The 21,726-nt window shown below is 60.3% G+C and carries 17 protein-coding genes; 5 read left to right on the top strand and 12 right to left on the bottom strand.

Annotated features, from left to right (window positions below; genetic code table 11):
- Positions 1 to 2: 2 nt before the first annotated feature.
- From ACJ8IP_RS16205 to rlmD, 8 genes are all read right to left on the bottom strand, one after another.
- The gene (locus ACJ8IP_RS16205; RefSeq protein ID WP_164106933.1) at positions 3 to 1,199 is read right to left on the bottom strand and encodes a methionine gamma-lyase; all 1,197 of its coding nucleotides are present in this window, start codon (positions 1,197 to 1,199) and stop codon (positions 3 to 5) included.
- 30 nt (positions 1,200 to 1,229) lie between these two features.
- Positions 1,230 to 1,634 (bottom strand): hypothetical protein, encoded by a 405-nt coding sequence (locus ACJ8IP_RS16200; protein ID WP_080280870.1) that lies wholly within the window; start codon positions 1,632 to 1,634, stop codon positions 1,230 to 1,232.
- Positions 1,631 to 2,821, bottom strand: coding sequence for an NAD(P)/FAD-dependent oxidoreductase (locus ACJ8IP_RS16195; protein WP_042783697.1), 1,191 nt, complete (start codon positions 2,819 to 2,821; stop codon positions 1,631 to 1,633). Before ACJ8IP_RS16195 ends, ACJ8IP_RS16200 begins: the two co-directional genes overlap by 4 nt.
- Positions 2,822 to 3,104: 283 nt before the next feature.
- On the bottom strand, positions 3,105 to 4,400 hold the full coding sequence (gene eno, locus ACJ8IP_RS16190) for a phosphopyruvate hydratase (protein ID WP_004932670.1): 1,296 nt from the start codon (positions 4,398 to 4,400) through the stop codon (positions 3,105 to 3,107).
- Between the two features lie 81 nt (positions 4,401 to 4,481).
- Positions 4,482 to 6,119 (bottom strand): glutamine hydrolyzing CTP synthase, encoded by a 1,638-nt coding sequence (pyrG, locus tag ACJ8IP_RS16185; protein WP_004932674.1) that lies wholly within the window; start codon positions 6,117 to 6,119, stop codon positions 4,482 to 4,484.
- Positions 6,120 to 6,477: 358 nt separating this feature from the next.
- Positions 6,478 to 7,272: a nucleoside triphosphate pyrophosphohydrolase gene (mazG, locus tag ACJ8IP_RS16180; protein ID WP_147880082.1), complete on the bottom strand. Its 795-nt coding sequence runs from the start codon at positions 7,270 to 7,272 to the stop codon at positions 6,478 to 6,480.
- 100 nt (positions 7,273 to 7,372) lie between these two features.
- Positions 7,373 to 9,604, bottom strand: coding sequence for a GTP diphosphokinase (gene relA, locus ACJ8IP_RS16175; protein ID WP_147880083.1), 2,232 nt, complete (start codon positions 9,602 to 9,604; stop codon positions 7,373 to 7,375).
- Between the two features lie 9 nt (positions 9,605 to 9,613).
- Entirely contained in the window at positions 9,614 to 10,963 is a 1,350-nt protein-coding gene (gene rlmD, locus ACJ8IP_RS16170) for a 23S rRNA (uracil(1939)-C(5))-methyltransferase RlmD (protein WP_069101114.1), read from the bottom strand.
- Between the two features lie 66 nt (positions 10,964 to 11,029).
- On the opposite strand from rlmD, the gene barA reads away from it, so the two are divergent.
- On the top strand, positions 11,030 to 13,756 hold the full coding sequence (barA, locus tag ACJ8IP_RS16165; RefSeq protein ID WP_033641870.1) for a two-component sensor histidine kinase BarA: 2,727 nt from the start codon (positions 11,030 to 11,032) through the stop codon (positions 13,754 to 13,756).
- A 74-nt stretch (positions 13,757 to 13,830) separates the two neighbouring features.
- On the opposite strand, the gene degP is transcribed toward barA, so the two are convergent.
- On the bottom strand, positions 13,831 to 15,273 hold the full coding sequence (gene degP, locus ACJ8IP_RS16160) for a serine endoprotease DegP (RefSeq protein ID WP_033651660.1): 1,443 nt from the start codon (positions 15,271 to 15,273) through the stop codon (positions 13,831 to 13,833).
- 181 nt (positions 15,274 to 15,454) lie between these two features.
- Complete coding sequence (gene dgt / locus ACJ8IP_RS16155) at positions 15,455 to 16,972, bottom strand: dGTPase (RefSeq protein ID WP_033651661.1); 1,518 nt, start codon at positions 16,970 to 16,972, stop codon at positions 15,455 to 15,457.
- Between the two features lie 129 nt (positions 16,973 to 17,101).
- On the opposite strand from dgt, the gene mtnN reads away from it, so the two are divergent.
- The 4 genes from mtnN to ACJ8IP_RS16135 all read left to right on the top strand — a co-directional run bounded on the left by mtnN (position 17,102) and on the right by ACJ8IP_RS16135 (position 19,660).
- Entirely contained in the window at positions 17,102 to 17,803 is a 702-nt protein-coding gene (mtnN, locus tag ACJ8IP_RS16150) for a 5'-methylthioadenosine/S-adenosylhomocysteine nucleosidase (protein ID WP_019455094.1), read from the top strand.
- A 1-nt stretch (position 17,804) separates the two neighbouring features.
- A complete protein-coding gene (gene btuF, locus ACJ8IP_RS16145) occupies positions 17,805 to 18,611 on the top strand; it encodes a vitamin B12 ABC transporter substrate-binding protein BtuF (protein WP_198793256.1) in 807 nt (268 codons plus the stop codon).
- Positions 18,611 to 19,225 carry a TRIC cation channel family protein gene (locus ACJ8IP_RS16140; protein WP_033641866.1) on the top strand — a complete coding sequence of 205 codons (615 nt, stop codon included), beginning with the start codon at positions 18,611 to 18,613 and terminating at the stop codon, positions 19,223 to 19,225. Before btuF ends, ACJ8IP_RS16140 begins: the two co-directional genes overlap by 1 nt.
- Positions 19,226 to 19,411: 186 nt before the next feature.
- A complete protein-coding gene (locus ACJ8IP_RS16135) occupies positions 19,412 to 19,660 on the top strand; it encodes a hypothetical protein (protein ID WP_108680175.1) in 249 nt (82 codons plus the stop codon).
- Between the two features lie 56 nt (positions 19,661 to 19,716).
- Here ACJ8IP_RS16135 and erpA read toward each other — a convergent pair whose 3' ends face one another.
- Together erpA and clcA are read right to left on the bottom strand one after the other, a co-directional pair.
- A complete protein-coding gene (gene erpA / locus ACJ8IP_RS16130) occupies positions 19,717 to 20,061 on the bottom strand; it encodes an iron-sulfur cluster insertion protein ErpA (RefSeq protein WP_033641865.1) in 345 nt (114 codons plus the stop codon).
- A gap of 89 nt (positions 20,062 to 20,150) precedes the next feature.
- Positions 20,151 to 21,590, bottom strand: coding sequence for a H(+)/Cl(-) exchange transporter ClcA (gene clcA / locus ACJ8IP_RS16125; protein WP_033641864.1), 1,440 nt, complete (start codon positions 21,588 to 21,590; stop codon positions 20,151 to 20,153).
- Between the last annotated feature and the right edge of the window lie 136 nt (positions 21,591 to 21,726).

Raw genomic sequence — 21,726 nt, 5'->3', positions numbered from 1 at the left:
TTTTATTGCGCCTGCGCCAACGCCTGCAGGATATCCGCCTGCAGATCGTCAAACGCCTCCAGCCCGGCGGACAACCGCACCAGCCCCTCGCTGATGTGGTGCCGTTTCCGCTCTTCCGGCGTGTAGGCCGAGTGCGTCATGCTGGCCGGGTGCTGCGCCAGGCTTTCGCAATCGCCCAGGCTGACCGCGCGCAAGATGAGCTGCAGCGCGTTGAGGAAACGAATGCCCGCACGCAGGCCGCCCCGCAGCTCAAACGCCAGCATGCCGCCGGGGCGCGCCATTTGCCGCTGCGCCAACGCATGCTGCGGGAAGTTCGCCAGGCCGGGGTAATATACCCGCTCGACCGCCGGATGCTCCGCCAACATCTCCGCCAGGCGCTGCGCGTTATCGCAATGACGATCCATGCGCAGCGGCAAGGTTTTCATCCCGCGCAGCACCAGCGCAGCATCCTGCGCCGACAGTACCGCCCCGGTCATGTCCTTTAGCCCCTCCAGACGGATCGCCTCGGCCAACGCCTGACGCGTCACCGCTATTCCGGCCAGGAGATCGCCGTGTCCGCCGAGGTACTTGGTCGCCGAGTGCACCACGATATCGGCACCTAACGCCAAAGGCCGCTGCAGATAGGGCGTGCAATAGGTGTTATCCACCAGCAACAGCGCCTGATGCCGATGGGCAATCTCCGCCACGGCGGCGATATCGATCAAACGCATATTGGGATTGGCCGGCGTTTCGCAATACACCAGGCGGGTACGCGGTCCAATGGCCGCCGCCAGCCGCTCCGGCCGGGTCAGATCAACGTGGGTTATCTTGACGCCAAAGCACGCCAGGCCATGATGAAAGTAGCTGAAGGTGCAGCCATACACGGTTTCGTCGACAATCAGCTCATCGCCCGGTCTGAGCAGCGTCCAGCAACAGGCGGTGATCGCCCCCATGCCGGAAGCGAACGCCACCGCCGCCTCCCCCTCCTCCAGGTTGGCGACGCGTTGCTCGAGCAGGTTTAACGTCGGATTGGCGATGCGCGAGTAAAAGTACCCCGGCTCGGTGCCGGCAAAGCAGGCGCCGCCGTATTCCGCAGTGGAGAAAGCAAACGTAGAGCTCATAAACACCGGCGGAGACAGTGCCCCCTGATACCGCTGCGGATCGTAGCCGTAATGGATAGCCCGGGTGGCAAAGTCGTGGCCAACTGCTGTAGCGGACATAACACAACTCCTTACCTGAGTGGGTGAAGCTTAATTTTTTGATTCATCCGAAAGGGCCGGCGGCAATGCGCTGTCTCGCGTGCGCTGGCCGATGATTTGTAAAGTACGCAGCAGCAGCGTCAACCCCAGCAGAGTATCCGGCTGCTTCAGCAAGGCGTACAGCGCGCGAAAACTGGCCGGCGGAGGATTCAATTGCAGCTCGCTGTGCGCCATCTGCAGCGCCGTTCCACCTTCCCAACCGATGGTCACCAAACCTTCAAAGACGCCGGCCAGTTTCTCCACCAGCGCGTTGTCGGCGATGTCCACCGCGTCCGACAGCAGCGACAACAGATCGACCACGTTATCCAAACGGCCGCCCGCCAGCAGCGGCTGCAGTTTCTCGAGCAACGCCGCCAATGATTGCAGGTCAGCCGCATGCACCGTGCTTTCCGTCATATCAGTCCCCTTACCGTGGCCCAGTAAAGGCCGCGGTTGAACCCGTTGCGCAGCATACCGCCCGCCTTGGTGGCGGGCGTCGGCAGCACGTCGTGACGGTAGTCATACACCAGCGGCATGCCGGCATTCAGCCCCATTTGCGCGACCGCCTGCACCTTGCCGTCATAATGGCTCACGGTTTGGCCCAGCCGCATTTCCGCCACGATGTTGTCGGCAATGACCGGCGCCTGATTATGGCAAGAGCCGCCGGCCTTGCTGACCGGCAAATCCACGGTATCACCTATGACATACACCCCCTGCTGGCCGTAGACCTGCAGCGTTTGATGATCGGTCGGCAGCCAGCCTTCGCCGTTTTGGCTCTCGCTCAACCCGGTATTGCGCACCGCCTCCACTGCACGGATGGGCGGCGTCGCCATCAGAATGTCGAACGGCTGTTCTTCCCCCTCGGCGGAATAGGCGATGTTGCGCTGAGCGTCCACCCGGCTGAGGGTAAACCCACGCTGGTGGCGAATGTCGCGCGCGGCAAAAATGGCGGGTAGCGCTTCGCCGGTCGGGCGCTGTAAAAACAGACAGTTGCGCAGCAGTTGAGAAATGGTTGGGTAGGTATAAACGATCTCCACCGCCTTGCGCACGCCGCGCCGCCGCAGGTAGTCGTCCAGCATCAGGGTGGTTTCGATCGGCGCGATGCCGCACTGATGGGGCACATTAGGCGTTTCAGGGAAGGACACGGTGATGAAAATGCGGCCTTTCTCGATCGTCGCCAGCTTATGCGCCAACCGCCGCGCGGCCTGATACTGGTAGAAATGATCGCCCGCCTGCGCCAACCCTTCGATGCGCTCCGGCCAGGGCACGCAGCCGGTGGCGAAAACCAGGAAGTCATACGGATAATGCTTGCCGCTTTGCGTAATGATATACCGCTGTTTTAAATCAAAAGATTCCGCTTTATCGACGACAAACTGTATTTCCGGCCGCAATAAACTCCGCTGTGAACGCGTGAGCTCCTGCTTGAAAAAATTATTGAATGCAACATACATAAACGCCGGCTTGTAATAATGCAGCGGCGAATCCGAAATCATTAATAACTCAACTTTATTATTGAGAATTTCCCAGTGCAATTTCACGGCCAGCAGATTGGCTAGCATGGTGCCGCCGGTTCCACCGCCGACAATGACGACTCGCTGTCGCATCTGGCCCTCCCCCAGCCGAAACCCGGCAGTATGAAAGAACGCATTACGATGATGGCGATATTTAACGGCAAGAAAAAAATAACGCCGCCTTATTGGCAGTCTAGTAACGAATAGTTATAAAGCAAATAAAAACGGAATATAAAAACCGGCAAGAAAACTGCACAATAAATTTATTAGGTAAACGCAGAGATTGTTAATAAATAAAACAGGGTTAACATCGGGACGTCAGCCATAAAAAAACCCGCCGCGGCGGGTTTTTATTTAGCAACCGAATCGGTCGAACTTACTGGCCTTTAACTTCTTTCAGGCCGTTGAACGGCGCACGGTCACCCAGCGCTTCTTCGATGCGGATCAGTTGGTTGTACTTGGCAACGCGGTCAGAACGGCTCATGGAACCGGTTTTGATCTGGCCAGCCGCAGTACCTACCGCCAGGTCGGCGATGGTTGCGTCTTCGGTTTCACCGGAACGGTGGGAGATCACTGCAGTGTAGCCGGCGTCTTTCGCCATCTTGATAGCCGCCAGCGTTTCGGTCAGAGAACCGATCTGGTTGAACTTGATCAGGATGGAGTTAGCGATGCCTTTCTCGATGCCTTCTTTCAGGATCTTGGTGTTAGTCACGAACAGATCGTCGCCCACCAGCTGGATTTTGTCGCCCAGCACTTTGGTCTGGTAAGCGAAGCCCGCCCAGTCGGATTCATCCAGGCCGTCTTCGATAGACACGATTGGGTACTGTTTGGTCAGCTCTTCCAGGAAGTGAGTGAACTCTTCGGAAGTGAAGGCTTTGTTGCCTTCGCCGGCCAGCACGTATTTACCGTCTTTGTAGAATTCGGAAGCCGCGCAGTCCATCGCCAGAGTGACGTCTTTGCCCAGCTCGTAGCCCGCCGCTTTTACCGCTTCAGCGATAACGGCCAGCGCTTCGGCGTTGGAACCCAGGTTTGGCGCATAGCCGCCTTCGTCGCCTACTGCGGTGTTCATGCCTTTGGCTTTCAGAACTTTCGCCAGGTGGTGGAACACTTCGGAACCGATACGCACCGCTTCTTTCAGGGTCTTCGCGCCAACCGGCTGAATCATGAATTCCTGAATGTCGACGTTGTTGTCAGCGTGCTCGCCGCCGTTGATGATGTTCATCATCGGCAGTGGCATGGAGAATTTGCCTGGGGTGCCGTTCAGTTCAGCGATGTGCTCGTACAGCGGCATGCCTTTAGAGGCTGCGGCCGCTTTCGCTGCTGCCAGGGAAACCGCCAGAATGGCGTTGGCGCCGAAGTTGGATTTGTTTTCGGTGCCGTCCAGCTCGATCATGATCTTGTCGATGTTCGCCTGGTCTTTGGCATCTTTACCCAGTACTGCCTGAGCAATCGGACCGTTTACTGCAGCAACGGCTTTCAGTACGCCTTTACCCAGGAAACGAGACTTGTCACCGTCACGCAGTTCCAGCGCTTCGCGGGAACCGGTAGAAGCACCTGACGGCGCAGCAGCCAGGCCGACGAAACCGCCTTCCAGATGAACTTCGGCTTCAACAGTCGGGTTACCGCGGGAGTCGATGATTTCACGACCGATGACTTTAACGATTTTGGACATTAGGTTTTCCTCAGTACAAGTTAAACTAAAACTCCAGACAAACAGCGCGCGGTTCTCACCGCGCGCCGCCTACCAAATATTTTATTTCACCTGGCGCTTCTGATGCTCGCCTGCGGCTTTCACGAAGCCGGCGAACAGCGGATGCCCATCACGCGGCGTCGATGTAAATTCCGGGTGGAATTGACAGGCCACAAACCACGGGTGATTCGGCAGTTCAATGATCTCGACCAGCTTGTTGTCGGCGGAACGACCGGCGACACGCAGCCCTGCGGCTTCGATCTGCTTCAACAGCATGTTGTTAACTTCGTAACGGTGACGATGACGCTCGACAATGGTCGGTTCGCCGTACAGCTGACGCACCAGGCTGTTGTCGCTCAGGTTGCACTGTTGGCCACCTACGCGCATCGTGCCGCCCAAATCGCTTTCTTCGCTGCGCACTTCGACGTTGCCGTCTTCATCGCGCCATTCGGTGATCAACGCCACCACCGGGTACTTACAGTCTGGCATAAACTCGGTGGAGTTGGCGTTCTCCATCCCCGCCACGTTGCGAGCGAACTCCATCAACGCCACCTGCATGCCCAGGCAAATGCCCAGGTAAGGAATGTTGTTCTCGCGCGCATAGCGTGCGGTCATCACTTTGCCTTCCACGCCGCGGTAGCCGAAGCCGCCCGGGATCAGGATCGCGTCCAGCCCTTTCAGCACTTCCACGCCGCGGGTTTCCACGTCCTGCGAGTCGATCAGCTTGATGTTCACGGTCAGACGGTTTTTCAGCCCGCCGTGCTTCAGCGCTTCGATCACCGACTTGTAGGCGTCCGGCAACTCAACGTATTTGCCGACCATACCGATGGTCACTTCGCCGCCCGGATTGGCTTCTTCGTAGATCACCTGTTCCCATTCGGCCAGGTTGGCTTCCGGCGCGTTCAGGCTGAATCGTTTACAAATATAATCGTCCAGCCCCTGAGATTTCAATAGGCCTGGGATTTTATAAATAGAATCAACGTCTTTCAGAGAGATAACCGCTTTTTCCGGCACGTTGCAGAAAAGCGCGATTTTCGCGCGTTCGTTAGCAGGAACCGCGCGGTCGGAACGGCAAATCAGCACATCAGGCTGAATACCGATGGAAAGCAGCTCTTTTACGGAATGCTGGGTCGGCTTGGTTTTCACTTCGCCCGCCGCCGCCATGTACGGCACCAGCGTCAGGTGCATGTACAGGGTGTGCTCGCGGCCCACTTCCACCGCCATCTGACGGATGGCTTCGAGGAACGGCAGCGATTCGATATCGCCGACGGTGCCGCCGATTTCCACCAGCACCACATCGTGGCCTTCGCCGCCTTCGATGATGCGTTCTTTGATCGCGTTGGTGATGTGCGGAATGACCTGCACGGTCGCGCCCAGATAGTCGCCGCGGCGTTCTTTACGCAGCACGTCGGAGTAGATGCGGCCGGTGGTGAAGTTGTTGCGACGCGACATTTTGGTGCGGATGAAGCGCTCGTAGTGACCCAAATCCAGATCGGTTTCTGCGCCGTCTTCGGTGACGAAAACTTCCCCATGCTGAATCGGGCTCATGGTGCCCGGATCCACGTTGATGTACGGGTCCAGTTTCATGATGGTAACGTTGAGGCCACGGGCTTCAAGAATAGCCGCCAGAGAGGCTGCGGCAATGCCTTTACCCAGAGAGGATACGACCCCGCCGGTCACAAAAATATAATTAGTTGTCATGCTGAACCTGAGAGTTTAGGTTTAAAGACGATGGAAGAACCAGGACGGGAAAGTAGTATACCCGAACCTCTCCTGACCTACAAACGATCGTTTTGCTGTCCATCATCTCGGCCGCCCTCCCGTGTTCATCAGGGTTTACTCCGCCGGCGCGCCCAAAACCCTCCAGGAAATACAAAGAGTTAGCGGAGAAAATTTCTTTTTACCGCCCCTCTCGAGCGATAAAACACCTTAGATTTCAGTTTGTTGGCCTTTTGCTGCCGACGGCAGCCCTGAACCCGTGGCCTGACCGCAAGCTTAACCGTTTCAGCCTGAGTGAACCTTGTTTGTGATCAACATTCAACATTGTCGTTGCAGCGATTCAACTTTCCTGGCGTTTCACCTGCTGCCAGGCGTCTTCCATCTGCTCCAGCGTGGCGTCTTCCAAGCGTAGCCCGCGTTGCTTGACGATCGCCTCCACTTCGCGGAAGCGGCGTTCGAACTTGCGGTTGGCCGCCTGCAATGCGTTCTCGGCCTTGTGGCCCAAATGGCGCGAGAGGTTCACCGTCGCGAACAGCAGATCGCCGATCTCCTCTTCCAGCTTGCTCTCATCGACCACCGCCTGGCGGGCTTCGTGCATCACTTCGTCGATCTCTTCATACACTTTGTCCAGCACCGGGCCCAGCGTGTTCCAGTCGAAGCCGACCGAGGCGCAGCGTTTTTGGATCTTGTGCGCCTTCATCAACGCCGGCAACGCCTGCGGAATGTCGTCCAGCACCGAGTGCAGCGCTTTTTCGGCGCGCTCGCCGGCCTTGAGCTGCTCCCAGCGCGCCGCCACGGCTTCGCTGTCTCCGCCCTCGGCGTCGCCGAAGATGTGCGGATGGCGGCGCTCCAGCTTGTCGCTGATGGCGGTGCACACCTCATCAAAATCGAACAGCCCCTGTTCCTGCCCCATCTGGGCGTAGAACACTACCTGGAACAGCAAGTCGCCCAGTTCGTCGCGCAGATCGGCGTAGTCCCGCCGTTCGATGGCGTCCAGCACTTCGTAAGTCTCTTCCAGCGTGTAGGGCGCGATGGTGGCGAAGGTTTGCTTACGGTCCCATGAGCAACCGTTCTGCGGGTCGCGCAGCGTTTTCATGATGTTCAGCAGACGCTGCAGCGGAGTGAATTGGGTCATAAAAAAATCTCTGAGAAAATGGGGGCGCACGGACATGTCCGCCGGAACTGATGGAGTTCGGGCCGCATCAACCTCGGATGCGGCCCGAAAGGCGCAGGAGTTAGTTGCCGTGCAGACGCTTGGCGTCTATCACGTCCGGGAGCTGGTTCAGCTTCGCCAGCACCCGGCCCAGCACCTGCTGGTTATAAATTTCAATGTCCATATCGATGGTGGCCAACTGCTTCTTGGTATCGCTGCGGCTGGCGACGCCCAGCACGTTGACCTTTTCGTTGGCCAGAATGGTGGTGATATCGCGCAGCAGCCCGCTGCGATCGTTGGCCATCACGCGCACCACCAGCGAATAACCGCTGGAGTAGCTTTCTCCCCACACCGCATCGACGATGCGCTCCGGCGCATGCGATTGCAAATCGGCCAGCTGATCGCAGTCCGCACGGTGGATCGAGATGCCGCGTCCCTGGGTGATAAAGCCGACGATGTCGTCGCCTGGGATCGGCTGGCAGCAGCGGGCGATGTGGTGCATCAGGTTGCCCACGCCCTCCACCACCACGCGGCCGTTATCCTTGTTGCGGGCCGGCGGCGGCGCTTTCTGCAGCACCAGCTGGCGCAGCGCCTCGCGATCCTGCTCTTCGGCGCTCGGCTTGTTGAACTTGCCCTGCAGGAAATTCACCATCTGGTTCAGGCGAATGTCCCCGCCGCCGATCGCCGCCAGCACCTCGTCCAGCGAGTTCATGTTGTAGCGCGGGATCAGCAGCTTCTCGGCCTCTTTCAGGCTGATGCCGAGGTGTTCCAGCTCGTTGTCCAACATCTGGCGGCCGGCGAGAATGTTCTTGTCGCGATCCTGCTTGCGGAACCAGTTGTGGATCTTCGAGCGCCCGCGGCTGGTGGTCACGTAGCCCAGGTTCGGGTTCAGCCAGTCGCGGCTCGGGTTCGGCTGTTTCTGGGTGATGATCTCAATCTGATCGCCCATCTTCAGTTGATAGGTAAACGGCACGATGCGGCCGCCGATCTTGGCGCCGATGCAGCGGTGACCAACGTCGCTGTGAATGTGGTAGGCGAAATCGAGCGGCGTGGAGCCGGCCGGCAGATCGACCACGTCGCCTTTCGGGGTAAAGACATAGACCCGATCGTCGAACACCTGGCTGCGCACTTCGTCGAGCATCTCGCCGGAGTCCGCCATCTCTTCCTGCCAGGCGATCAGCTTACGCAGCCAGGCGATGCGCTCTTCATAGCCGGAGCGCACGGTAACCCCCGCGCCCTCTTTGTACTTCCAGTGCGCGGCCACCCCCAGTTCGGCGTCTTCGTGCATTTGCCGGGTGCGGATCTGAATCTCGACGGTTTTGCCGCGCGGCCCCAGCACCACGGTGTGGATCGACTGGTAGCCGTTGGGTTTGGGGTTGGCGACGTAGTCGTCGAACTCATCCGGCAGATGGCGGAAGTGGGTATGCACGATGCCCAATGCCGCATAGCAATCCTGCAGACGCTCCGCCACGATGCGCACCGCGCGCACGTCGAACAGTTCGTCGAACGCCAGGTGCTTTTTCTGCATCTTGCGCCAGATGCTGTAGATGTGTTTCGGCCGGCCGTAGATCTCCACCCGAATGCCTTCTTTGGCCATCTCGGCGCGCAGCCCGGCGACGAAATCGTCGATGAACTGTTCGCGATCGATGCGGCGCTCATGCAGCAGCTTGGCGATGCGCTTGTATTCTTCCGGGTGCAGGTAGCGGAAGCAGAAATCCTCCAGCTCCCACTTCAGCTGGCCGATGCCGAGCCGGTTAGCCAACGGCGCATAGATGTTGGAACACTCTTTCGCCGCCAGCACGCGTTCGTCTTCCGGCGCGTCTTTCACCTCGCGCAGGTGGGCGATGCGCTCCGCCAGCTTGATGACGACGCAGCGGAAATCCTCCACCATCGCCAGCAGCATGCGGCGCACGTTGTCGACCTGTTCGGAGGCCATCGAATCGTTTTGGGTGGCTTTCAGTTGGCGAATGGCGTCCATGTCCCGCACGCCATGCACCAGGGCGACGATGCCCTTGCCGAACGTTTCCGTCAGGATCTCTTCCTGCACGATGCCGGCATCCACCAGCGGGAACAGCAGCGCGGCGCGCATGCTGTCGTTGTCCATGCTCAGCGTCGAGAGGATTTCCACCATCTCCAGGCCGCGCCACAACAGCAGCGAGGCGTCGGGATGGTTTTGGGTCTGCTGCTCACAATAACGCCAGGTTGCGGCCAATCGCTCACATGACTGCGGGTTGGGTAGCCCCAAGCCGGCGATCCACTCATCGAGAGCGAACTCACCCGCCGTATTCAGATGTGCACTTCTTACCGCAACCATAACTTCTCCCTACTTTGCAGCGACCTCTGGCGCGCGCTCGTTGATAAACAGCGCCATTGATTCAAGATGCCCCGTGTGCGGAAACATATCCAACATCCGCACGCGCGCAAGACGATAACCGGCGTTCAACAGCACTTTGCTGTCGCGAGCCAGCGTGGTGGGGTTACAGGAAACATACACCACCCGCGCCGGCGCCAGTTTTACAATGTGTGACATCACCCCGGCCGCACCGGCGCGGGCGGGATCCAGCATCACCTTATCAAACCCTTGTGCTGCCCAAGGTTGCCGCTCAACGTCGTCCTCCAGATTCTCATGGAAGAACGACGCATTATTCAGCTTATTCTTATGTGCATTATATTGCCCATTCGCTACCAGCGTGGCAACACCTTCGATGCCCACCACCGCAGCGGCGCGGCGCGCCAGCGGCAGGGTGAAATTCCCCATGCCGCAGAACAGGTCCAGCACCCGATCATTGGGTTGAATGTCGAGCCATTCAAGGGCCTGCGCCACCATTTGTTGGTTTACGGCGTCATTGACCTGAATAAAGTCGCGCGGACTGAAGTCTAAGCGTAGCCCGTCAACCTGATAATACGGCGTTTCACCGCACAGTTTTTCCACCCGATCGCTGTCCGGCGCCAGATAAACGGCGACCTTTTCCCGCTCGCCAAACGCCAACAGCGCCTGGCGATCCGCCTCTTTCAGGGCATCGAGATGGCGCAGCACCAGCAGCGGGCCGTTATCCGCCAGCACCAGCTCCACATGCCCCAGCCGCCGCACCGCCTGCAGCCCGCTCAGGCAGGCGCGCACCGGCGCAAGCAGCTGTTCCAGCTCCGGGCGCAGCACCGGGCAGTGCTCCACCGCCACCAGCTCGCTGGAGGCCGCCTGTCGAAACCCCATCATCAGGCGCTGCAGCTTCGGCTGCCACGCCAGGCTCAGGCGGGCGCGGCGGCGATAGCCGTATTCCGGGCCGGCGATCACCGGTTCCTGTTGCGGGGTCACCCCGGTTTCGCGGGCGATCATGCGCACCAGCGCCGCCGCCTTGCTCTGCTGTTGCAGCGCCTCATCCGCATGTTGCTGCTGGCAGCCGCCGCACACGCCGAAATGCGGGCAGCGCGGCTCCACCCGCTGCGGGCTGCGGCTCAGCAGGCGCTTGAGCTTGCCTTTGGCGAACTGGCGCTTGTCTTCGGTCAGCTGGATTTCCGCCTGCTCGCCCGGCAATACGCCCGGCACGAACACCGCTTTGCCGTCGTGGCGCGCCACGCCCTGGCCGAAAGGATCGAGATCGCTCACCGTCACGGTGAAGATTTGTGAGCTCTGCCGGGTCGTCACGCGGCGTTTGGGAGAGTAGAATTGCGCCATATTTGTCGATTGTGTGCTGGTTCATTAAGCTAGTGTCAGCTGTCAATTCTCCCACATTGGAATCCCATGACCAAATACAGCCTGCGTGCGCGCATGATGATCCTGATTCTGGCCCCGACCTTGCTGATTGGTTTGCTGCTCAGCACCTTCTTCGTGGTGCACCGCTATAACGAGCTGCAGGAGCAATTGGTCGACGCCGGCGCCAGCATCATCGAGCCGCTGGCGGTAGCCAGCGAGTACGGCATGACGTTCCGCAGCCGCGAATCGGTCAGGCAACTGGTCAGCCTGCTGCACCGCCGCCATTCGGACATCGTGCGGTCGATCACCGTGTTCGATGCGCAGAACAACCTGTTCGTCACCTCCAATTATCACCACAACTTCGCCCAGCTGCAGTTGCCGAAAGGCGTGCCGTTGCCCACCGAACTGATGCTCACCCGGCGCGGCGATTCGCTGATCCTGCGCACGCCGATCCTGTCGGAAAATCAGTATCCGGATGAAACCGCCGACGGCGGCAGCCACCCCGACAACAACCTGGGCTATGTGGCGATCGAGCTGGATCTGCAGTCGGTGCGGCTGCAGCAGTATAAAGAGGTGTTCGTCTCCACCCTGCTGCTGCTGCTGTGCATGTGCATCGCCATCCTGTTCGCTTACCGCCTGATGCGCGACGTGACCGGCCCGATCCGCAACATGGTGAACACCGTCGATCGCATCCGCCGCGGCCAGCTCGACAGCCGCGTGGAGGGCTACATGCTCGGCGAGCTGCACATGCTGAAGAACGGCATCAACTCGATGGCGATGTCGCTCACCGCCTATCACGAAGAGATGCAGCAGAACATCGATCAAGCCACGTCTGACCTGCGTGAAACGCTGGAGCAGATGGAGATCCAGAACGTCGAACTGGATCTGGCGAAAAAACGCGCGCAGGAGGCGGCGCGCATCAAGTCCGAATTCCTGGCCAACATGTCGCACGAGCTGCGTACCCCGCTCAACGGCGTGATCGGTTTTACCCGCCAGATGCTGAAAACCGATCTGAGCGCGACCCAAACCGACTATTTGCAGACCATCGAGCGCTCGGCCAACAACCTGCTGACCATCATCAATGACGTGCTGGACTTCTCCAAGCTGGAGGCCGGCAAACTGGTGCTGGAGCATATTCCGTTCGCCCTGCGCGAAACGCTGGACGAAGTGGTGGTGCTGCTGGCCCCCAGCGCCCACGACAAAGGGTTGGAGCTGACGCTCGATGTGCACAACGACGTGCCGGAGCAGGTGATCGGCGACTCGCTGCGCCTGCAGCAAATCATCACCAACCTGCTGGGCAACGCCATCAAGTTCACCGAAACCGGCAATATCGATATTCGCGTCGAGCTGCGCAAACAGCTGGAGCGCCGGGTGGAAGTGGAAGTGCAGATCCACGACACCGGCATCGGCATCTCCGAACGCCAGCAGTCGCAGCTGTTCCAGGCGTTCCGCCAGGCGGACGCCAGCATCTCCCGCCGCCACGGCGGCACCGGGCTGGGGCTGGTGATCACGCAAAAGCTGGTGAAGGAAATGGGCGGCGACATCTGCTTCCACAGCCAGCTGAATCGCGGCTCGACCTTCTGGTTCCACATCACGCTGGATCTGAACGAGGGCATGCTGTCGCTGGCGCCGAACCTGCCGGACCTGAACGGCAAAACGCTCGCCTACATCGAGTCCAACCCGACGGCGGCACAGGCGACGCTCAACATGCTCAGCGTCACGCAGCTGGTGATCACCCACTCGCCGACGCTGGGCCAGCTGCCGTCAGGCCATTACGATTTCCTGCTGGCCGGCGTGCCGATCCCGTTCCGCGACAACATGGCGCAGCATCAGGACAAATTGTTGGCCTCGCTGAAGCTGGCCGATCGGGTCATTCTGGCGCTGCCGTGCCAGGCGCAGATCGACGCCGAGCTGCTTAAGCAACAAGGCGCGCTCGGCTGCCTGATCAAGCCTATCACCAGCACGCGTCTGTTCCCGCTGCTGAGAATGGAAACGCCCGATCGGCTCGCCGCCCCGCCTGAGCGCAAACGTCTGCCGCTGACGGTGATGGCGGTCGACGACAACCCGGCCAACCTGAAGCTGATCGGCACGCTGCTGGGCGAACAGGTGGAAAAAACGCTGCTGTGCGAGAGCGGTGAGGAAGCGCTGGCGCTGGCGCGCAACAACGTGCTGGATCTGATCCTGATGGACATTCAAATGCCGAAGATGGACGGCATTCACGCCAGCGAACTGATCCGCCAACTGCCGCACCACAACTCCACGCCGATCGTCGCCGTCACTGCCCATGCCGCCAGCGGCGAACGCGAGCATCTGCTGCAGGCGGGGATGGACGACTACCTGGCCAAGCCGATCGACGAGAAAATGCTGACCCGCGTGCTGTCGCGCTACCACAGCGGCGACGTGGAAAGCGCCGTCGCCGACGATGCCCCGCTGTCGCTCGACTGGCCGCTGGCGCTGCGCCAGGCGGCCAATAAACCGGATCTGGCGCGCGATCTGTTGCAAATGCTGCTCGATTTCCTGCCGCAGGTGCGCGAACGGGTGCAGGCGCTGCTCGAGGGGCAACACGACGACGAGATCCTCGACCTGGTCCATAAGCTGCACGGCAGCTGCAGCTACAGCGGCGTGCCGCGCCTCAAGCAGCTGTGTTTCTACCTCGAGCGGCAGCTGCGCCAGGGCATCACCAACGACGAGCTGGAGCCGGAGTGGCTGGAGCTGTTGGATGAGATTGAACTGGTGATCCACGCGGCGCGCGCGCATCTGGCGCAACCGGCCTGAATCCTCATGCCATTGCCATAATGCAAAAAGGCACGCCGTAGCGTGCCTTTGTTGCTTTTAGCGCCTGACGTTTATCACTGCGCCAGCAGGTACAGCTGGCTATCGCCGCGCTGAATATTCAACGCCAGCACCGACGGTTTGCTGTCGAGGATTTTACGCAGCTCGCCCAGGTTCTGGATCGGCTGTTGGTTCACGCCCAGGATCACGTCGCCCTTTTTCAGGCCGATGCGCGCGGCGGCGCTGCCGGCTTTCACGCTGTCGACCTTGACGCCTTTCACGTTGCCGACCTGGGTATTGCTCAGCTCGGCGCCTTCAATGCCGGTGTAGATATTGCCCGAGGCCACCTGGGTCTGCGCGCTTTGCTCCAGCGTGACGTCAATCGTTACCGGCTTGCCGTCGCGAATAATGCCCAGCGACATCTTGCTGCCGACCGGCAACGTGCCGATCTCCGCCCGGAACGAGGCGAAGCTGGAGATGGCCTTGCCGTTCATAGTGACGATCACATCACCGGCCTTGATGCCCGCCTTCGCGGCGGAAGATTTCGGCATTACCTGGCTGACGAAGGCGCCGCGCTGCGCGTCGACCTTCATCGCCTTGGCCAGCTCCGAGTTCAGCTCGGTGCCCATGATGCCCAGCTCGCCGCGTTTCACCTGGCCATACTCGACCATTTGCGCCGTCAGGTTTTTCACCATATTGCTCGGAATGGCGAAGCCGATGCCGATGTTGCCGCCGTCCGGCGCCAGGATCGCGGTGTTGATGCCGATCAGCTCGCCGTTCAGGTTAACCAGCGCGCCGCCGGAGTTGCCGCGGTTGATTGCCGCATCGGTCTGGATAAAGTTTTCGTAGTTTTCGATGTTCAGGCCGCTGCGCCCCAGGGCGGACACGATGCCCGAGGTGGCGGTTTCACCCAGCCCGTACGGGTTGCCGATCGCCACGGTGTAATCGCCGACGCGCAGCTGATCGGAGTCCGCCATCTTGATCGCCGTCAGGTTCTTGAAGTCTTTCAGCTGGATCAGGGCGATGTCGGAACGCGGATCCTTGCCGATCACTTTGGCGTCGAAACGGCGGCCGTCGCTCAGCTGCACCTGGATCTTGTTGGCGTTGTCCACCACGTGATTGTTGGTCACCACATAGCCCTTGGCGGCATCGATAACCACCCCAGCGCCCAGCGCCTGGAATTTCTGCTGCGTGCCCTGCGGCTGCTGGCCATCCGGTCCGGGCTGTTCAGCGCCCTGACACATCGGCGAGCCCTGGAACGGTGAACCGTCCTGGCAGAACGGCGAATCTTCACCGAAGAACTGTTGGAACTGTTGCGGCATGCGCGGCGTATTGACCGTGGTGCTACCCTCAACGTTAATGCTCACGACGGAAGGCATCACCTTCTCCAGCATCGGCGCCAGGCTCGGCAACTGCTGGGTGCTGGAAGACGCGGTTTCAGCGGCGCTGGCCGTAACCGGGCCCATCGCCATACCGATGCTGAATGCCAGTGCGCTCAGAACTAATGCGGTTTTTTTCATCTGTGTGTCTCTTATAAAGTCGTTCAAAAAAGAATGGCTGTCTTGCGTGCTTATTCAGAGTTAATTAATAGCCCGAAGTTCCGGCACAGATGATTGGCAATAGTAAACAAATATTGTTCGTCTTTACAAAACTCGAGACAGCCAACCGGTTGGAATTGCTGATAATTATTCCTCCGCTTAATTATTCCGCCGCCATTAATCGACGATATTCATCATAGGCATAAAGGTCGGTCATTCCGCTGATATAGTCCTGCAATAAACGCGCGCGGAAATAATATTCCCGAATGGTTTGCTGCTCCGGCGATAAATGCTGCAGTCCTTCTACCGCTTCCACATAAGCCAGCCGATGCTTGGTGGACAGCTTGTGGAACAGGCGCGTTTCGATCGGGTAAGCGCGATGGCTGTCCTCGCGCACCAACCGGCTGAAGTCCGCCAGCGACATCGCCAGCAGCGGGCTGTAAATGTCCAGCAGGCCGCTGATCACCCGGTAGCCTTGCAGCTCGAGCTGCTCGACCTCCGGGTGGTTGAACACGTGCTTGAACGCCACATTTTTAAATATTTTCAGTAGCTGATAGGCCGGGCTGGAATCTTCCAGCAGCGCCTGATTGAAACTGCCCTGATAAACCGCGTCAAGATTGTCGATAAAGCGCTGCGCCGCGTGCGGCACCAGCCGCGCCACGGTAAACACCCGCAGATACATGAAGAACTGATCTTCCGCGCTGCGCCGCGCGCCGCCGCGGTCGATCTTGCGAAACGCGCTGGCGACGGTCTTGTCGAACAGATCGCCCGGCGCCACCTCGCCCCACTCCTGAATCAGGTGCTGATACAGCTGCTCGACGGTGAAAATGCTCTTCTCCACCGCGTCTTCCAGATCGGCCACGCAGTATGAGATATCGTCGGCGGCCTCCATGATGTAGGTCAGCGGAAAACGATCGAACTCGCCCATGTGCAGCTCGCGCCGCAGCCTATCGACAAAGGCTTCTTCCGCCAGATAATAGCCGGGCTTTTTCATCAAATAGCTGTGGCTGGCGGGGATGTCGCCCGCCCAATAAGCCGGGCGGGTGTATTTCAAAATGCAGCCGACCTGCGCGTAGGTCAGATTGAGTTTCAGCAGGCTGTACACCATGCGGATCGCCTGGGCGTTGCCCTCGAAATGGCTGAGATCCTGACGGATCCGGCTGCGCAGCCGGTTCAGATCGCTCTCCCCTTCATGCAGCCGCAGCGACGCGACCTGGCAGCGATCGTGACTGCCCGGCTCGCTGCCGCAGCTGGCAGGATCGAGCCGCTGGGCGAACCAGTCGTTGATCGCCGACTCGCCGAAGTGACCGAACGGCGGATTGCCGATATCGTGCATCAGACAGGCCATTTCCACGATGCTTTCAAACGGATCGAGCAGCCGGGTCAGGCCGAATTCATCGATCTTACCCGCCTGTTTGAAGCGGTTGAGGATCTCTTTGGCGATATGGCGCCCGACCTGCTGCACCTCCATCGAGTGCGTCAGGCGGCTGCGCACCGCCGCGTTGCGCTCCAGCGGAAACACCTGGGTTTTTTGCTGCAAACGGCGAATGGCGGCCGAGTTGACGATGCGCCCGCGATCGCTCTCGAACTGCCGCACGATGTCGTACTCTTCCTCGGCCTCGATCGGTTTGCTGAAAGGCCGTTGGAAGCTGATTTTTTGCTTGAAGTCGATCCCGGACATCTGTTTCTCCGCCGTTGCGCCCTGCCCCCGTGATAACAATTCCCGGCGGCGGATGCAACGCATTATCTCTGATACACAGCCATGATAGACTATGCCGCAATTCTCACGGCCAATCAGCGAGTGTTATTTATGAAAGTAGGCATCATCGGCGCAATGGAGCAGGAAGTCACCCTGCTGCGCGATCAAATCGAAAACCGTCAAACCATCCAGCGCGCGGGCTGCGAAATCTACACCGGCCAGATCGGCGGCGTTGAAGTGGCCCTGCTGAAATCCGGCATCGGCAAAGTCTCCGCAGCCATGGGCACCACCCTGCTGCTGGAGCACTGCAGCCCGGACGTGGTGATCAATACCGGCTCCGCCGGCGGCCTGGCCAGCACGCTGCGCGTGGGCGACATCGTGGTGTCGGAAGAAGTGCGCTACCACGACGCCGACGTCACCGCCTTCGGCTACGAGCCGGGCCAGATGGCCGGCTGCCCGGCGGCGTTCGTCGCCGACGACGCACTGATCGCGCTGGCGGAAAGCTGCATCAAACAGCTGGATCTGCACGCGGTGCGCGGCCTGATCTGCAGCGGTGACGCCTTCATCAACGGCGCCGAGCCGCTGGCGCGCATCCGCGCCACCTTCCCGCGCGTCGCCGCCGTGGAAATGGAAGCCGCGGCGATCGCCCACGTCTGCCATCTGTTCGGCACGCCGTTCGTGGTAGTGCGCGCCATTTCCGACGTCGCCGACAGCGAGTCGCACATGAGCTTTGACGAGTTCCTGGTGGTAGCGGCCAAGCAGTCTACGCTGATGGTCAACGCCATGCTGCAAACCCTGGCCAAGCGCGGTTGATGTGAGGCTGCGCTTCACCTCGGCGCTCTGGCTGCTGGCGTTCTGGCTAGCCCTGCCGGCCGGGGCCACCCAGCGAGTGATCAGCCTGGCGCCCAACGCCACCGAACTCGCCTATGCCGCCGGCATGGGCGAGGTGCTGGTGGCGGCGAGCGCCTATTCCGATTATCCGCCGCAGGCCGCCAGGCTGGAGCAGGTGGCCTCCTGGCAGGGCATCAACCTGGAGCGGGTGCTGGCGCTCAAGCCGGATCTGATCCTCGCCTGGCGCGGCGGCAATCCGCAGCGCGTGCTGGATCAGCTCGCCGCATTCGGCATCCCGATCTTCTATGCGGACGCCGATAATCTCGAAGGGATCGCCGGCTTGCTGGATAAGCTGGCGCAATACAGCCCGCACCCGGACCAGGCGCATCAGGCCGCCGCCGGCCTTCGCCGCCAGTTCGCAGTTCTCAGACAACAGTACGCCGATAATCCTCCGCGACGCGTGTTGCTGCAGTTCGGCACCCAGCCGCTGTTCACCAGCTCCGGCGCCACGCTGCAGAGCCAGGTGTTGGCGCTGTGCGGCGCGCAGAACGTCTTCGCCGACAGCCGCACGCCTTGGCCGCAGATCAGCCGTGAGCAGGTGCTGGCGCGCCAACCCCAGGCCATCGTCATCACCGGCGGCGCGAAAGAGGCCGCCAATGTGAAAGCCTTCTGGGCGCCGCAGCTGCAGGTGCCGGTGATCGCGCTGAATGAAGACTGGTTCAATCGCGGCGGGCCGCGGCTGCTGTTGGCGGCGCAACAACTGTGCCGCCAGCTGGCGGAGATCCGCTGATGCTGGTGTTCTGGTTGGATATTCTCGGCACGGCGGTGTTCGCCGTCTCCGGTGTGCTGTTGGCCGGCAAGCTGCGCATGGATCCGTTCGGCGTGCTGGTATTGGGCGTGGTTACCGCGGTCGGCGGCGGCACCATCCGCGATATGGCGCTGGCCAACGGCCCGGTGTTCTGGGTCAAGGATCCCACCGATCTGGTGGTGGCGATGATCACCTGCGTATTGACGCTGCTGCTGGTGCGCCAGCCGCGCCGCCTGCCGAAATGGGTGCTGCCGGTGCTCGACGCCGTCGGGCTGGCGGTGTTCGTCGGCATCGGCGTCAACAAGGCTTTCGCGGCCGGCACCGGCCCGCTGGTGGCGATCTGCATGGGGGTGATCACCGGCGTCGGCGGCGGCATTATCCGCGACGTGCTGGCGCGCGAGATCCCGATGATCCTGCGCACCGAAATTTACGCCACCGCCTGTATCATCGGCGGCATCGCGCACGCCACGGCGTTTTACACCTTCAACATGCCGCTGCAACAGGCCATGATGCTGGGCATGGTCATCACGCTGGCCATTCGGCTGGCGGCCATCCGCTGGCACCTCAAGCTGCCCGCCTTTATTCTCGAACGCTGAGCCGCCGCCCTGCGGGGCGGCGGCCTGGTGATTTATTAGACTATAAACGGGTTTGGTGGTATTATTTTCGTCCAGAAAATAGCGTAGTGACGATGTAAAGTTCTGTAACCCTCAGGTTAATTCCTTCCCCGCGCTGTTAAAACTTTTTAACTTTTTGCCGATAAGTCATCACAAGATGGCTTACGGATGGCTATTCCCGCAATGATGAAAAAAATTCTGCTTGCCTGCTGTGGCTCCCTGCTGAGTGGAGCCGCCTATGCCGATGCCGTCAGCGGCCAGATCGGCATTACCCTGACTATTGAACCGCAATGCACCGTGCGCCTCGAAGCCGCCGCCCCACGGGCCGAATGCAGCCACGCGACAGCACAGCCGAATATCATCCACAGCCCACCGGCCCAGGAGAACGGCGTGGCAGTGATCCTCGTGGAATGGTAGGCATAAAAAAACCCGCCGGCCGGAAAGCGAGCGGGTTGATATTCTGACAGACAAACTCAGATGCTGAACGACGAACCGCAACCGCAGGTGGTTTTGGCATTCGGGTTGGTCACCACGAAGCGCGATCCTTCCAGCCCTTCGGTGTAGTCCACCGAACCGCCAACCAGATACTGCAGGCTCATCGGATCGACCACCAGCGCCACGCCCTGCTTCTCGATGGTCATGTCGCCATCGTTGACCTTGTCGTCAAAAGTGAAACCGTACTGGAATCCGCTGCAGCCGCCGCCGGTAATGTAAACCCGCAACTTCAGGTTCGGATTTTCTTCGTCAGCAATCAGGTACTTGACCTTGTTTGCTGCTGCCTCGGTAAATTGCAGGGGCAGTGCCGTTTCATCACTCATACTCTTTACTCCCAACATTGTTCAGCATCAGATCGCGACCAGGGCTGCCTGATTAATATTAACGATTATCCGATACCTGAGTGTTGCGTTCAAGTATTCACCGCATTTGTTGTATTTTCTTTACTTGTTTTCTCCGCCGCTTCCCGCGCCAACTGCGCCTCCTGCCGTTGCAGGGTGCGCGCCAGGATCGACGAATACAGCGGCTTGCCGCCGAGCAGCTGTGCCACCACCGTAGCGCCGAGGCAGGTGATGATCATCGGTAAAATCAGCTGGTAGTTGTCGGTCATTTCCAGCACCAACACGATACCGGTCAGCGGGGCGCGCACCGTGGCGGCGAACAACGCCCCCATGCCGGCGATAGCGAAAGTGCCCGCCTCGATGCCGTACTGCGGGAACAAATGCGCCCCCGCCAGCCCGAAGGCGGTGCCGAACAGCGTGCCCAGCGCCAGCATCGGCGCAAAGATGCCGCCCGGCGCGCCGGAACCGAAGCACAGCAGCGTGGTGAAGATGCGGGTAATGAAAATGAACATCAACATGCCGACGCTGTAATTGCCCGCCGCGGCGATCGGGATCAGCCCAAAGCCGCCGCCCGCCGCCTCCGGCTGGATCAACCCCAGAATGCCGCACACGCCGCCGAGCAGCCCGCCCATCAGCAGCACATTGCGCATTCTGCCGCCGTGCAGGCGCGCGAACATGTCCTGAGTGCGAAAGATCAGCGCGTTGAATCCCACGCCCACCGCGCCGAATATCGCGCCCAGCACCAGATAGAGCCACAAGGTGTTGATGGGCGCCGAGGCGAGTTTGCCGACCGCGATCACCGAGCCTTGGCCGTTGAACAGCTGGAACACCACGCTCGACATGATAACGCCGATAAACACCGCTTTAATCGAGATCAGGTTGTAGCGAAACTGCGGCCGCATCTCTTCGATGATAAACAGAATGCCGGCCAGCGGCGCGTTGAACGCGGCGGACAGCCCGGCGGCGGCCCCGGTCGCCAGCAGCGAATGGCGCGCCTCGGCGCCGCGAATGCGCAGCACGTCCAAGACCATGCGCCCGACGTTGCCGCCCATCTGCACCGTAGGCCCTTCGCGCCCCAGCACCATGCCCGCCCCCAGCGTTCCCATGCCGCCGATGAATTTCACCGGTATCACGCGCCACCAGCGCACCGGCCGCAGCTCCTCCAGCGCGCCTTCGATCTCCGGGATGCCCGAACCGCCCGCCTCAGGCGCAAAGCGCCGCACCAGGTAATAACCCAGCGCCGCCAGCGCGGCGGACAAGATAAACGCCAGCGGCCACACCAGGATCCAGAAGTCGGCGACCTGCGCCAGCGAAGCCAGCCGCTGCTGCTGCACCCACTCAACCGCTTTATCGAAGGCCACGCCGAGCAAACCGGCCAGCGTCCCCACCAACGCGGCCATCAACAGGATCGCCACCGGCGTTTTATCGCGGCGGATAAACTGGCGCACCGCATCGCTGCGGCTAAGACGCGGGCTCAACGTCCCGACTGGCTGTGATTGTGATTCTGTCATCGCGAGTGATTCGTCAGGTAATTTGTAATACAAATAGGCAGGGCGATAATTCTACCCCAACCCGGCGGCGGGCGCTGCCGTTAATGGTATCTGACTGTGATCGTTTCATAACGCGGCGCTCTCCTCTAGAATAGCG

It is taken from the genome of Serratia sp. CY52157, assembly GCF_052168495.1.
Lineage (GTDB): Bacteria > Pseudomonadota > Gammaproteobacteria > Enterobacterales > Enterobacteriaceae > Serratia > Serratia ureilytica.
The sequence above is the reverse complement of the archived record's forward strand: the minus strand, read 5'-3'. Positions and strand labels throughout refer to the sequence as shown.

Excerpts from the sequence above, each read along its gene's own strand:
- ACJ8IP_RS16205 (WP_164106933.1), bottom strand. The coding sequence starts at position 1,199 with ATGTCCGCTACAGCAGTTGGCCACGACTTTGCCACCCGGGCTATCCAT.
- pyrG (WP_004932674.1), bottom strand. The coding sequence starts at position 6,119 with ATGACAACTAATTATATTTTTGTGACCGGCGGGGTCGTATCCTCTCTG.
- mtnN (WP_019455094.1), top strand. The coding sequence starts at position 17,102 with ATGAAAGTAGGCATCATCGGCGCAATGGAGCAGGAAGTCACCCTGCTG.
- rlmD (WP_069101114.1), bottom strand. The coding sequence starts at position 10,963 with ATGGCGCAATTCTACTCTCCCAAACGCCGCGTGACGACCCGGCAGAGC.
- barA (WP_033641870.1), top strand. The coding sequence starts at position 11,030 with ATGACCAAATACAGCCTGCGTGCGCGCATGATGATCCTGATTCTGGCC.
- ACJ8IP_RS16135 (WP_108680175.1), top strand. The coding sequence starts at position 19,412 with ATGGCTATTCCCGCAATGATGAAAAAAATTCTGCTTGCCTGCTGTGGC.
- erpA (WP_033641865.1), bottom strand. The coding sequence starts at position 20,061 with ATGAGTGATGAAACGGCACTGCCCCTGCAATTTACCGAGGCAGCAGCA.
- ACJ8IP_RS16140 (WP_033641866.1), top strand. The coding sequence starts at position 18,611 with ATGCTGGTGTTCTGGTTGGATATTCTCGGCACGGCGGTGTTCGCCGTC.
- mazG (WP_147880082.1), bottom strand. The coding sequence starts at position 7,272 with ATGACCCAATTCACTCCGCTGCAGCGTCTGCTGAACATCATGAAAACG.
- relA (WP_147880083.1), bottom strand. The coding sequence starts at position 9,604 with ATGGTTGCGGTAAGAAGTGCACATCTGAATACGGCGGGTGAGTTCGCT.
- clcA (WP_033641864.1), bottom strand. The coding sequence starts at position 21,590 with ATGACAGAATCACAATCACAGCCAGTCGGGACGTTGAGCCCGCGTCTT.
- ACJ8IP_RS16195 (WP_042783697.1), bottom strand. The coding sequence starts at position 2,821 with ATGCGACAGCGAGTCGTCATTGTCGGCGGTGGAACCGGCGGCACCATG.
- dgt (WP_033651661.1), bottom strand. The coding sequence starts at position 16,972 with ATGTCCGGGATCGACTTCAAGCAAAAAATCAGCTTCCAACGGCCTTTC.
- ACJ8IP_RS16200 (WP_080280870.1), bottom strand. The coding sequence starts at position 1,634 with ATGACGGAAAGCACGGTGCATGCGGCTGACCTGCAATCATTGGCGGCG.
- degP (WP_033651660.1), bottom strand. The coding sequence starts at position 15,273 with ATGAAAAAAACCGCATTAGTTCTGAGCGCACTGGCATTCAGCATCGGT.
- eno (WP_004932670.1), bottom strand. The coding sequence starts at position 4,400 with ATGTCCAAAATCGTTAAAGTCATCGGTCGTGAAATCATCGACTCCCGC.